12 protein-coding genes and 1 pseudogene are annotated in these 12,667 nt (G+C 60.0%); 9 read left to right on the forward strand and 4 right to left on the reverse strand.

Annotation, left to right across the window (positions count from 1 at the left end):
- Nucleotides 1-96: 96 nt before the first annotated feature.
- From AC1DLB_RS19055 to AC1DLB_RS19085, 7 genes and pseudogenes are all read left to right on the forward strand, one after another.
- Nucleotides 97-570, forward strand: coding sequence for a GspH/FimT family pseudopilin (locus AC1DLB_RS19055; protein WP_018925890.1), 474 nt, complete (start codon nucleotides 97-99; stop codon nucleotides 568-570).
- Nucleotides 567-1,016: a type IV pilus modification protein PilV gene (gene pilV / locus AC1DLB_RS19060; protein ID WP_026286393.1), complete on the forward strand. Its 450-nt coding sequence runs from the start codon at nucleotides 567-569 to the stop codon at nucleotides 1,014-1,016. Before AC1DLB_RS19055 ends, pilV begins: the two co-directional genes overlap by 4 nt.
- On the forward strand, nucleotides 1,013-1,726 hold the full coding sequence (locus AC1DLB_RS19065) for a PilW family protein (RefSeq protein WP_018925892.1): 714 nt from the start codon (nucleotides 1,013-1,015) through the stop codon (nucleotides 1,724-1,726). Before pilV ends, AC1DLB_RS19065 begins: the two co-directional genes overlap by 4 nt.
- 11 nt (nucleotides 1,727-1,737) lie before the next feature.
- Nucleotides 1,738-2,217, forward strand: coding sequence for a pilus assembly PilX family protein (locus AC1DLB_RS19070; protein ID WP_064620447.1), 480 nt, complete (start codon nucleotides 1,738-1,740; stop codon nucleotides 2,215-2,217).
- Nucleotides 2,204-5,326 (forward strand): pilus assembly protein, encoded by a 3,123-nt coding sequence (locus tag AC1DLB_RS19075; protein ID WP_477785442.1) that lies wholly within the window; start codon nucleotides 2,204-2,206, stop codon nucleotides 5,324-5,326. The genes AC1DLB_RS19070 and AC1DLB_RS19075 overlap by 14 nt, the downstream gene beginning before the upstream one ends.
- A gap of 13 nt (nucleotides 5,327-5,339) precedes the next feature.
- Nucleotides 5,340-5,741 carry a type IV pilin protein gene (locus AC1DLB_RS19080; protein WP_018925895.1) on the forward strand — a complete coding sequence of 134 codons (402 nt, stop codon included), beginning with the start codon at nucleotides 5,340-5,342 and terminating at the stop codon, nucleotides 5,739-5,741.
- Nucleotides 5,742-5,886: 145 nt separating this feature from the next.
- A pseudogene (locus AC1DLB_RS19085) lies at nucleotides 5,887-6,648 on the forward strand (NAD(P)/FAD-dependent oxidoreductase); the annotation flags it as partial.
- A 19-nt stretch (nucleotides 6,649-6,667) separates the two neighbouring features.
- Here AC1DLB_RS19085 and AC1DLB_RS19090 read toward each other — a convergent pair.
- The 4 genes from AC1DLB_RS19090 to AC1DLB_RS19105 form a co-directional block, all read right to left on the reverse strand.
- On the reverse strand, nucleotides 6,668-7,909 hold the full coding sequence (locus tag AC1DLB_RS19090; protein ID WP_477785443.1) for a sigma-54-dependent transcriptional regulator: 1,242 nt from the start codon (nucleotides 7,907-7,909) through the stop codon (nucleotides 6,668-6,670).
- Nucleotides 7,906-9,495 carry a sensor histidine kinase gene (locus AC1DLB_RS19095; protein WP_477785444.1) on the reverse strand — a complete coding sequence of 530 codons (1,590 nt, stop codon included), beginning with the start codon at nucleotides 9,493-9,495 and terminating at the stop codon, nucleotides 7,906-7,908. Before AC1DLB_RS19095 ends, AC1DLB_RS19090 begins: the two co-directional genes overlap by 4 nt.
- On the reverse strand, nucleotides 9,485-9,718 hold the full coding sequence (locus AC1DLB_RS19100) for a PP0621 family protein (RefSeq protein WP_007938406.1): 234 nt from the start codon (nucleotides 9,716-9,718) through the stop codon (nucleotides 9,485-9,487). Before AC1DLB_RS19100 ends, AC1DLB_RS19095 begins: the two co-directional genes overlap by 11 nt.
- Nucleotides 9,719-9,854: 136 nt before the next feature.
- A complete protein-coding gene (locus tag AC1DLB_RS19105; RefSeq protein WP_477743873.1) occupies nucleotides 9,855-10,871 on the reverse strand; it encodes an outer membrane protein assembly factor BamD in 1,017 nt (338 codons plus the stop codon).
- A gap of 151 nt (nucleotides 10,872-11,022) precedes the next feature.
- Between AC1DLB_RS19105 and rluD the strand changes: the two genes are divergently transcribed.
- Both rluD and pgeF read left to right on the forward strand, forming a co-directional pair.
- Entirely contained in the window at nucleotides 11,023-11,985 is a 963-nt protein-coding gene (gene rluD / locus AC1DLB_RS19110) for a 23S rRNA pseudouridine(1911/1915/1917) synthase RluD (protein WP_477785445.1), read from the forward strand.
- Nucleotides 11,982-12,667 (forward strand): peptidoglycan editing factor PgeF (gene pgeF / locus AC1DLB_RS19115; RefSeq protein WP_477785446.1); only part of this gene is annotated, 686 nt, incomplete at its 3' end. The genes rluD and pgeF, both read left to right, overlap by 4 nt.

The raw sequence follows: 12,667 nt of genomic DNA on the forward strand, positions 1-12,667 counted from the left end.
ATCCTTGCGCGAGTAATGGCAAAACAACCGTACATCTGTCGGTCGAATGTTCTAGCGTGTAGAAGCAGGTATAGCCGACGGCAACGGAGGGCACTGATGGATCATCGTACAAAAGGTTTCACGCTGATCGAGCTGCTGGTCACGCTCGCGGTGTTTCTGATCCTGATTACACTGGCCGTTCCGGCGTTCACCCGCTCGGTGCAAAGCAACAAGGCCGACACCGAGGTCGGCGACTTGCAACGGGCACTCAATTACGCGCGGCTTGAGGCGATTGATCGGGGCTTCACCACTCGGGTTCGCCCGACGGCCGGCGGCAGTGTCTGGACCGGCGAGCTGAGCGTTTATGACGGTACTGGCAATCCGGCCAATGTATTGCGGGTTGTTCCAGCGATGAGCAGCGGAGCAACTCTGACGCTAACCTCAGGAGTGACCGCGATTGATTTCAACAATCTCGGCGGCTTGGCAGCGCCGTCCACGGCGGTGGTGATCAGTTATGTGCTGGGGGCGCAAAGCAGGACGCTGAATGTGTGTTTGAACGGACGAATTCTATTGGGTGGAAGTTGCGGATGAGGGGTTGGAGCAAGCGTGCACAGGAGGGCATGACGCTGATCGAGGTATTGGTCGCGTTGTTGGTGCTGGCTGTGGGTCTGTTGGGCGCGGCGGCGATTCAGCTCAATGCGCTGAAGTACACCGACAGCTCACGGATGACCAGCCAGGCGAGTTTTATCGCCTACGACATGATGGACCGCATTCGCGCCAATTCCGGCGCCGATTACACCGTCACGCCGCCGACCTCGGGCAACTTGAGCGTGGCCCGGGATCAGGACCTCTACGACTTCACCACCAATATCGTCAATTTCGGCGGCGCCACGGCCACCGGCAGCATCGTCCGCAACCAGCGGGTATACACCATCACCATTACCTGGGACGACTCCCGGGCCGCCAATATCGCCGATTCGCGCCGCAGTTTTGTCCTCACCAGCCGTGCCACCGTTGATCCGGTGACGACACCATGAACAGAACCAGCAGAGGCTTCGGTCTGATCGAATTGCTGATCGCCCTGGCGTTGAGCCTGATCGTGGTCCTGGGTGTGGCGCAGATTTTCATCGCCGCCAAAAACACCTATGTCAGCCAGAACACAGCTGCCGGCATGCAGGAAGATGCGCGGTTCGTCCTGAGCAAGATGATTCAGGAAATTCGCATGGTCGGCATGTTTGGTTGCCTGGGTACGATTACCGACGCCAGCTCGGCGGGGGATTTCAATGCCAGCCTGCTCACACCGATCAGTTGGGACAATGCCAACCTCAAATTGACTCTGGTCACCGCAGATGTCGGCGGCAGTGGCGGAGTGCCGACCTGGACGGTGGTTTCCGACTGCCGAAATACTGCGACGGCCTACACCGGTTTACGCACGCCGGCATCGGGGCAGTTGGCGTTTCCGATCCGGCGGCTGGTCTACAGCTTCAGCAACAACCAACTGCTGATGGGCTCCGGCACTGGCACGCCGACTCAGGCGGTGCTGGTAAACAACGTCAGTGCCTTTGGCGTGAGCTTCGGTATCGCCAGTTCGGCCACGGATACAGCCGCCTCCAGTTACAGCAGTAATCCGTCCGATCCGGCGCGAATCCGCAGTGTGCGGCTGACGCTGACCCTCACCGACCCGAACAACCGGGTCCGCAATCAAACCTTCAACGTAGTTGCCGCCTTGCGCAACCGGTTGCAATGAGGGGAGGGCCGATGAGTCGTGCGTCCATGACATATCACGCCCAGCGCGGCATGGCGCTGTTGGTCAGCCTGGTGTTTCTCCTGGTGCTGACATTGATCGGTCTCTCGTCGATGCAGAGCGCCACGTTGCAGGAGAAAATGACCAGCAGCGTGATCCTGCGCAACCAGTCGTTCCAGGGCGCGGAAGCGGCGTTGCGGGTCGGTGAAAGCGCGGTGCAACTGAACTCCTACTCGTTGCCGGTCTGCAGTGGCACCAGCCAGTGCGCACCGCCGGCCGAGGCGTCGGTCATCACCGCCGCCGGGTTCAACTCCACCTCGGGGGTGAACTGGATCGCCTCCGGTAGCGGCTTTTATGGAGTGCAGAACATCGGCACTACCCTGACTGCCGTGAATGTGCCGAGCAACACGTCGGCAACCCTTTATCGGGTGACCGCCGTGGGCATCGCGGGCAGCTCGCGCAGTGTGGTGGAGAGTATTTATGCGAAGTACTGAGACCCGCACAGGCTGGCGCCATTGGTTACTGCAGCTGCTCTGCGGCGCGGTCTYGAGCCTTTACCTGGCAGCGCCGACCTACGCCTTCACGCCCTCGGATTCTCCGCTGTTGAGCGCCGCCGCCGTGCCTGCCAATGTGATGCTGCTGCTCGATGACTCGGGGAGTATGAACAACATTATCTGGGCGGCCGGCTTCGACCCGACGGTCGCACGCACCCCGGTGACGATTTGCCTCTCCAATGGTTCGTGCAACAAAGGCCGCGACCTGGACATGACCGATAACAATATCGCCTTGTCGAGTTTGAATCATGGAACATGCTCGAAGGCCGGATGGTACGGTTTTTATAAAAACAGCCTTCTCGGTCTGGATTCGCTTTGCCTGAAGCTTCCCGATCCGGTGGGAAGCGAGGACACGCGGTATACGGCGAATTATTTGTCCTACCTGATCAGCCTGGCCAACAACACTGACCGGGACTTCACCGACGGCTCGATCCCCAACGATTACCGGATGAACGTGGCGCGCAACGTTTCCAAGACGTTGGTGGCCAATAACCGTTCGCTGCGCATCGGCCTGTCGACGTTCAACCTGGCGGTCGGCAACCATAAGAATGACGGCGGTTACATCGCCCGCTCGATCAGCGATTTGTCGGCGGTCAGTGGCACTGTGACCCAGGCTCAGGCCGATACCAATTACACCTCACTGATCGCCGGGATCGACGAGCTGAGCGCGCAAGCCAATACGCCGCTGGCGGAAGCCTATTACGAGATCACTCGTTATTTCCGTGGCATGGCGCCGTACAACAACTCGACGCCCGACACCTATACCAGTCCGATTCAGTACCGTTGCCAGAAAAACTACGGGGTGGTGATCACCGATGGTCTGCCGACCTATGACCGAACCTTTCCGACCGATGATCCGCTGGGTGGCAGCCAGTTACCGAACTGGGACGGGATCAGCAGTAACGATGGTACCGATCCCTCAGGCGACGATGAGGGCGACACCCTGTACCTGGATGACATTGCCAAGTTCGCCTTCGATATCGACATGCGTTCCACGGGAACCGATGCCGCGGGTAAAAGCTGGAACGCCCTGGATTTTCCCAAGCAGAACATGAACACCTATACCGTGGGTTTCACCGCTGCAAACCAGATGTTGGCGGATGCCGCGACCTATGGGCAGGGCAAGTATTACCAGGCGAACGACAGTGCGGGACTTAACAATGCACTGTCTGCCGCCCTGAGCGACATCACTTCCAAGGCCGGCTCAGGTGGCAGTGGCGTGGCCAGCGGCACGACCCTGACCAGCAACTCGAGCTATTTCCAGACCAGTTACGATCCCAAGGACTGGCGGGGTACGATCAAGTCCTTTGGCTTCACGTCGGCGGGCGCGGTTAACACCGCCGCTGTGCTGTGGACGACCGACACCACCATCGTGCCCGGCGCCACTGCGCCGATCTACCAGTCCTGGAACACGCAAACCAACGCCGCGGTCACCCTGGCTTACAGCAATTTCTCTGCGGCGCAGCAGACCGCCCTCAACCAGGGGCTGCCCACTGGCATCAACGGCAACGATCTGGTGGAGTGGAGCAAGGGCATCAACAAAACCGGGCTGAAAGTTCGCAGTGTATTGCTCGGCGACATCATCAATTCGCCACTCGTGCTGGCCTCACCCACGGACAAAACCGCGTCCGATCTGGTGGCAGACACCAGCTACAGCACTTACCTGACCACCAAAGCCGCCAACATGAATGCCAGCCTGGTGGTGAATGCCAACGACGGTTTTGTAAACATCATCAACTCGGCCAATGGTGTCAGGCGTTATGCCTACATGCCCTCCAGCGTGCTGCCATCGCTGAACGACATCGCTGATCCCACTTACATCAACGGTGTGAGCCACAAGTTTCTGGTCGATGGCCAGGTCGGCGTGTTCGATGCTCAGCTCAACAGCGCCTGGAAAACCCTGGCGATTGGCGGAACGGGGGCGGGCGGCAAAACCTTCTATGCGCTGCAATTGTTCGACGCATCGGCTGGTAATGAAACTAAAGCACTGTGGGAAGTCCGTGCGCCGGCCACGGCCAATACAACGAACGTTTTCAATGATCTGGGTTATGCCTATGCGCGCCCCGAAGTGGCACGCTTGGCCGATGGTCGCTGGGCCGCGTTTATCTCCAACGGCTATGGCAGCAACTCCGGGGTGGCAGCGTTGTATGTGGTGGATATTCGCGACGGCTCGCTGATCAAGAAAATCGTGGTCGACAGTACCGAAACCACCAACGGCCTGTCGTCGGTGAAGCTCAGAGTCAACTCGCAGAATGTGGTGCAGGCTGCCTACGGGGGCGATCTGAAAGGGCGGTTGTGGAAGTTCGATTTGAGTGGCACCACCCCTGACACCTGGGGCGTGGCGTTTTCCGGCAAGCCGTTGTTCACCACTGCAGGTGGCGCGACCCAGCCGATTACCGCGCAACCGTTGCTGGCGGATCACGTGTTGGGCGGCAAGGAGGTGTTTTTCGGCACCGGCAAATTCAATGAGGTTGCCGACAAGACCAATAAGGATCTACAGGCGTTCTACGCGGTATGGGATGCCGAGGGGGGCGCAGGACAAATCACTGTTTCCAGTTTGCAGGCGCAGGCGGTGACCGGCGTGTTTTCGGGCAGTACCGGGCAATTCATCACCACCAGCCAGAACGAGGTGACCTACCCGGCCAAGAAAGGCTGGTACTTGCCCCTGGTATACAACAACGTGCTGACGGGGGAGCGGGTGATCTATCAGGCCAGTCTGGTATCGGGGCGAATTGTTTTTACCACGCTCAGCGTGGATACCGTGGACCCCTGTGCCAGCTTCGGTACCGGCAAACTGGTCGAACTCGATGCGTTCAGCGGTAAGATGCTCAATTACGCGGTACTCGACACCAATGCCGACGGGGTGGTCGACGGCAACGACACGATTTCCAGCGGGGTGATCTTCACCGGTGGTATCCCGACCCTGAACGCGGTCGTCAATGACGCAACCCGCAAGATTGTGAACGACTCCGGTGGTGGCGTGACCACTCTGGTGGAAAAATCCGGTGGCGGCAGCGGCCGTCGCATCATGTGGCGACAAATACAGTAAGTGAGAGTGAGGCATGCGCAGATCCAACCGAGGTTTTACCCTGATCGAAATCATGATCGTGATTGCGATCATCGGGATCGTCATCACCATTGGCTATCCGAGCCTCACCGAGTACATAAAAAAGGGCCGCCGTACTGAAGTCGCCGGGTTGCTTTCCGAGCAGGCGCAGATCCTCGAGCGTTTCTATTCGAAGAATAATGTCTACACCAATGCCACCGGCCTCAGCGCCGGCAATGATTTCTACACCATCACCCCGACCCTGACCGATCAGACCTTCCTGCTGACGGCAACACGCAAGGCCGGTTCGACCATGGCCAGCGACAAGTGCGGTGATTTCACTCTCACCAATACCGGTGTCAGGAGTATGGTCAATGCCGCGTCCGGCCTGGCCACCAAGGATTGCTGGGGGCGCTGAGTTCCTTTTTCGGGCGCCTTTTGCGCCCTCTGTCTATAGAACGGTTGGATCAGAACATGAGCAGTCAACAGCAAGTGGTGATTGTCGGTGGCGGGGTGATTGGCCTGCTGACGGCGTTCAATCTCGCGTCCGAAGCAAACGGGAGAACCGTCCGCTGCGGGCTGTGGATATCTCTGCGGCCCACGATGCAGTGCCGGTATTGGGCGCCGGTTTTTCGCGGGCGATCTACATGGCCGATGTGGCCAATGTGCGTAATCCACGGCTGGTGAAGTCCCTCAAGGCCGCCTTGCTGGCGTTGCCGAACGTGACGATCCATGAACAATGCGAGGTCAGCGAATTTATCCGGGAAGGTTCTGCGGTGGTCGGGGTACAGACCTCGACGGGGGCCATTCGGGGTGATGAGGTGGTTTTGACAGCGGGGGCCTGGAGCGGTGACTTGCTGAAAAAGCTGGGCCTGGAGCTGCCGGTCGAACCGGTCAAGGGCCAGATGATTCTCTACAAGTGCGCAGCGGACTTCCTGCCGAGCATGGTCCTGGCCAAGGGGCGTTATGCCATTCCCCGGCGCGACGGGCACATCCTGATCGGCAGTACGCTGGAGCATGAGGGCTTCGACAAGACGCCAACCGACACGGCGCTGGAAAGCCTGAAGGCATCGGCGGTGGAATTGATTCCGGCATTGGCGGATGCCGAGGTGGTGGGGCATTGGGCGGGGTTGCGGCCCGGGTCGCCTGAAGGAATCCCCTATATCGGTCGGGTGCCGGGATATGACGGGCTCTGGCTCAACTGCGGGCATTACCGTAACGGGCTGGTGCTGGCGCCGGCGTCATGTCAGTTGTTTGCCGATGTGATGCTGGGGCGGGCGCCGATTATCGACCCTGCGCCGTATGCGCCGGCCGGACGAATCTGACAGAAGAGCTGTTAACGGTTCAATCCAGCCCCAATTTCTTCAGCCTGTAACGCATCGACCGAAATGACAGATTCAATCGCTGGGCCGCCGCCGTGCGGTTCCAGCGGGTTTCTTCCAGGGCCTGGAGGATGAGTTTGCGTTCGACGTTTTCCAGATAGGCTTCCAGATTATCGATCTGTGTCAGGTCTGGCACGCCGCCGTCCGGGTTGCAGTTGCCTTCTGCCAGGCGCAGGTCGCTGGCTTCGATCTGTTTGTTCTCGCACAAGGTGTGAGCCCGTTCGAGCATGTTCTCCAATTCCCGCACGTTTCCAGGAAAGCGATAGTTTTTCAGCGCTTCGAGGGCTTGTGGGTGGAGTTTTGCGGGGGGCTGGCCAGTGCTGGCCGCCAGTCGCTTGAGCATATTGTTGGCCAGAAGCTCAATGTCGTCGCGGCGTTCGCGCAAGGACGGTACTCGCAGCTCGATCACGTTCAGGCGGTAGTACAAGTCCTGGCGAAAGCGTTCGGCGGCGACTTCGGCATCGAGGTCTTTGTGAGTGGCGCAGAGGATGCGCACATCGACCACGGTTTCCTGCTGGCCACCGATGCTGCGAACGGCTTTCTCCTGTATGGCCCGCAGCAGTTTGACCTGCATTGCCAGCGGTAGGTCAGCCACTTCGTCGAGGAACAAAGTACCGCCCTGGGCTGCCTGGAACAGCCCGGGCTTGTCTTCGATGCCTTGGTCGTGGATAAGTCGGGCGACCAGTTCCTTGCCGCTGCCGGATTCGCCACTGATGTAGACCGGGGCTTGGCTGCGGGCCAGTTTGTCGATTTGTTTGCGCAGGTTGCGCATGGGCAGCGAGTCGCCCAGCAGCCGACGGTCGATGCCGCTGCTGGTGCCGCCTGGCGCTGGCAAGCTCAGGGCGCTGATGACCAGTTCGCGCAGGCGGGTGAGGTCGACCGGTTTGGTCAGGAAGTCGAAGGCGCCGGCCTTGAGGGCATTTATTGCTGTCTCCAGGCTGCCGTAGGCGGTGATCAYSGCCACCGGCACTTGCGCATAGCGCTGCTGGATGTGCTGCACCAGCGCCAGACCGGTGCCGTCAGGCAGGCGCATGTCGGTCAGGCACAGGTCGAACGTATCCCGTGCCAGTAGCGCCTGCGCTTCTGCGAGGTTGCGTGCGCTGGAGGTGTCGAGTTTCATCCGTCCCAGGGTGATTTCCAGGAGTTCGCGGATATCCGGCTCGTCGTCGACGATGAGGATTTTTTGCCGTGGGCTCGTGTTCAACTTTGTTTCCGTCCGTGAGCAAAGGTGATGCGAAAGCAGCCGCCGCCTTGGCGTGATTTGAAGTCTAGGCGGGCTTGATTGCTTTCGCACAGCTCACGGGACAGATAAAGCCCCAGGCCAGTACCCTGGCTGCTGGTGGTGAAGAACGGTTCGAACAAGTGAGTACGTTGGTCCGGTGCAACGCCAGGGCCATCGTCCAGGACTTCCAGGGTCGGCAACTGGCTGTCCGGGTCGATAAACAACTCAAGCCAGGCCTGCGCCCGATCATGCTTGAGGGCGCTATGGCGCCAGGCATTGCGCAACAGGTTATCGAGAATCTGGGTCAGCTGATCCGGATCCATCAGGGTTTTGAAGTCTCCCAAGCCGATGCGCAGGTGAATCTGCTGATGTTCTTTCGAGCCTTCGCGGGTTTCGGCGACGRAATGCTCCAGCCACGGCTTCAAATCGAGCCGTTGCGGCACGGTTTGCTGGCGACGGGACAATTGCAGGACGTTTTCGATTACCCGATTCATGCGCTGAGATTGGTCTTGAATAATCTGGGTCAGACGCCGGTCCGCACCGTTCAGTTCCTCGGATTCCTGCAGTAACTGCGCGGCATGACTAATGGCGCCCAGTGGATTGCGGATCTCATGGGCAATCCCGGCGGTCAGGCGACCGAGGGCGGCGAGTTTCAGTTGTTGGGCCTGTTGGGCGATTTGGGCGAGGTCTTCGAGAAAAACCAGCGTCTGGTGGTGCGGGCTTTGGTCCAGGGCAATGAAGCTTGGTTGCAGCTCGAGGCCGTTGCTGGCGATCTGCAGGCTTTGCGGGCGCAACGTTGGATTGTTGAGCCACAGTTGGAGCCGCTCGACCAACGGTATCGAGTAATCGTCGATCAACTGGCCGTCCAGTTTTTCCTGCCCCAGCAAGGTCAAGGCGCTGTGATTGGCCAGTTGCACCCGCCGCTGGTTGTCGAGCACCAGAATGCCTGTGCGCATGCGTTGCAGGATCAGTGCGTTGAGGGCTTCGAGACCGAGCACTTCACTGGCCCGCTGTTCGGCCAGGGTTTCGCTGACCTCCAATCGTCGGGTCAATCCCTGCACCAGCAGCGCCGCGGCAAAACACAGGGCGCCGAGGGTGCCGATTTGCAGGTAATCACTGGGGCTGGCGGGGTGGTTGAAGCTCAGGATGAAGCTCAAACCCACGATGCCAAGGGCACCGACCGCTGCGATCAGCAGACCGACACGCCCGCGCAGCAAGGTATTGCTGATGGCTACTGAGACGATCAGCAAATTGCCGATGGCACTGGCCATGCCGCCCGCGGCATAGAACAGGCCGCACAGCAGCAGGACATCGACCAGCGCCAGGCCGAACAGCTGCGCGGGGCGTCGGGTGTTCCCCAGAAAGACCACCAGCAGGATATTCAGCACCAGGTACAACCAGCTGCCGTTGCGCAGCAGGTCGTCATTGGCGAACTTCAGCAACTGGTTGTCCATGTTGCTGGAGATCAACAGCACCAGGGTGATGCCGACGCTTAAGCGGTAGAGGTGATAGAGGCGCAGCAGTCGCTGGGCCTGTTTGTTGCCTGGGCTGGGCGTCTCAGCGATCACTTGAGCCCGGGCCTTGCTCAAGGTGAGCCTGGCTGCAATACCACTGTTGTTCGAGTTTCAACGCGCGGTCGCGGGGCAGGTGTACGCCGCAATGAGCACAGCGAACCATGGGTGGAGCATCTTGCTCGCGCGGCATATTGGCGACCGACGTCGGGCCCTTGAACTTGCGCCAGAACCATACGGCAGCGGCAATCAGGGCGATCCAGAACAATAGACGAAGCATGGTGAGCTGCTTTTTGATTAATGAATTGGCAGTTTAGCCAAGGACGGGTCAAGCGCACAGCGCAATACGTTCACCCAAAAATCCGGCAATAAAAAAGGCGCCTCGAAAGGCGCCTTCCCGGTACAACATCTCTATGTCAGTCGAACAGGCCGAAGGTCATGTGGCTGAACCAGGAACGGTCGGTGTTGCTGGACTCGGGTTCCGGTTCTTCGATCACATCGCCGTTTTCATCTTTAGGCTTGAGCTCGTTCGGAATCGCGTCCTTGGCATCCTGGAACTGCTTCTGCACATCCTGGTTGGCGCGGGTTTCGCCCGGCGGCAGTGGCGGACGGGATTCGATCAGGCCCAGGGTGGCCTTGCTCAGCCACGAACGGTTGTCGGCTTCGGCTACCGATGGCACGAACTGACCGTTCACCAGGCTCGGGTGGTTCGGGTAGTTGAGTTTCAGGGTTTCGAGACTGGTCGCAGCCAGTTCGTCCAGGTGCAGGCGCTGGTAGGCTTCGGTCATCACCGCCAGGCCGTCACCGACCGATGGGGTTTCCTGGAAGTTTTCCACTACATAACGGCCACGGTTGGCGGCGGCAACGTAGGCCTGACGGGTCAGGTAGTAGTCGGCAACGTGGATTTCATAGGCCGCCAGCAGGTTGCGCAGGTAAATCATGCGCTGCTTGGCGTCCGGCGCGTAGCGGCTGTTCGGGTAGCGGCTGGTCAGCTGGGCGAACTCGTTGTAGGAGTCGCGGGCAGCGCCCGGGTCACGCTTGGTCATGTCCAGTGGCAGGAAGCGCGCCAGCAGGCCGACGTCCTGGTCAAAAGAGGTCAGACCCTTGAGGTAGTAGGCGTAATCGACGTTCGGGTGCTGCGGGTGCAGACGAATGAATCGCTCGGCGGCGGACTTCGCAGCCTCAGGCTCGGAGTTCTTGTAGTTGGCGTAGATGAGCTCGAGTTGAGCCTGATCGGCATAGCGACCGAACGGATAACGCGACTCCAGGGCCTTCAGCTTGGCTGTGGCGGCAGTGTAGCTATTGTTGTCCAGATCGTGCTGAGCCTGCTGGTACAGCTCGACTTCGCTCAGGTTTTCGTCTACGACTTCCTTCGATGAGCAAGCAGCGGTCAATGCGAGGATGGCGATCAGCAGCAGGTGTTTCACTTGCATGGCGGCTTGCGTCCCTATGACGGCCGCTGTCTTGGGCGGGGCCGTCCTGTTATGATGAGTGCCCCGTTGAAAAGCCTCGGGGCAAAAGACGCCGTATTTAACCACAAGCGCGCAGCCGAAACCAAAGGCTGYGCCGACGCCTAGTCTGAGCATGTCCGATAAAATTGAACTTCGCGCAGAGGTGCCGTCCGAATTKGGCGGCCAACGCCTCGATCAAGTCGCCGCACAATTATTCGCTGAGCACTCGCGCTCGCGCCTTTCCGCCTGGATCAAAGACGGCCGCCTGACTGTGGATGGGGCGGTTATCCGCCCGCGAGACATCGTTCACGGTGGCGCCATTCTTGAATTGACTGCCGAGCAGGAAGCTCAGGGCGAATGGATCGCTCAAGACATCGAGCTGGACATCGTCTATGAAGACGACGACATCCTGGTGATCAACAAGCCTGCGGGCCTGGTGGTGCATCCGGCCGCCGGTCACGCCGACGGCACCTTGCTCAACGCCTTGCTGCACCACGTGCCGGACATCATCAATGTGCCCCGCGCCGGTATCGTGCATCGCCTGGACAAGGACACCACCGGTCTGATGGTGGTGGCCAAGACCATTCAGGCGCAGACACAGCTGGTCACGCAATTGCAGAGCCGCAGCGTCAGCCGGATCTATGAGTGCATCGTGATTGGTGTAGTGACCGCAGGCGGCAAGATCAACGCGCCGATCGGTCGTCACGGCCAGCAACGCCAGCGCATGGCGGTGATGGAAGGTGGCAAGCAAGCCGTCAGTCACTACCGCGTGCTCGAGCGTTTCCGCTCCCACACTCATGTGCGAGTGAAGCTGGAAACCGGTCGTACGCACCAGATTCGCGTGCACATGGCGCACATCAACTACCCGTTGGTCGGAGATCCTGCCTACGGCGGTCGTTTCCGTATTCCACCGGCCGCCAGCGTGACCATGGTCGAATCCCTGAAGAATTTCCCGCGTCAGGCGCTGCATGCGCGGTTCCTGGAGCTGGATCATCCGACCACCGGTAAACGCATGAGCTGGGAATCGCCACTGCCGGATGACTTCGTCTGGTTGCTGTCGCTGCTCAAGCAAGACCGCGAGGCGTTCATCGGATGACCTGGCTGACGCCTGACTGGCCCGCGCCGGCCAGCGTCAAAGCCTGCGTTACCACCCGTGCGGGCGGYGTCAGTCTGGCGCCGTTCGACAGCCTCAACCTCGGCGATCACGTTGACGACAGCCCTGAAGCCGTCGCCGAAAACCGCCGTCGTCTCACCGATCGTTTCTCGATTCAGCCGGCCTGGCTGCAACAGGTTCACGGCATTGTCGTGACCCAAGCGGACCCAAACCTGGTAGCCACTGCCGACGCCAGCTGGACGGCAACACCCGGTATCGCTTGCACAGCGATGACCGCCGACTGCCTTCCTGCGCTGTTTTGCGACCGTGCCGGCACCCGCGTCGCTGCCGCCCATGCCGGTTGGCGCGGGCTGGCGGCGGGTGTGCTGGAAGCGACCCTCGACAGCCTGGATGTACCGCCCGAAGACGTACTGGTCTGGCTCGGCCCGGCCATTGGCCCTCAAGCCTTTGAAGTCGGCCCGGAAGTGCGCGAAACCTTCGTCCAGCAATTGCCTGAAGCAGCCAAAGCCTTCGTGCCGAGCCAGAATGCCGGCAAGTTCATGGCCGACATCTATGAACTGGCGCGTTTACGTCTGGCCGCTCGCGGGGTTACCGCTGTTTATGGCGGCGGATTCTGTACCGTGACTGATCCTCGCTTCTTTTCTTACCGCCGCAGTCCACGCAC

The sequence above is a fragment of the Pseudomonas sp. 05N434 genome (assembly GCF_056396965.1).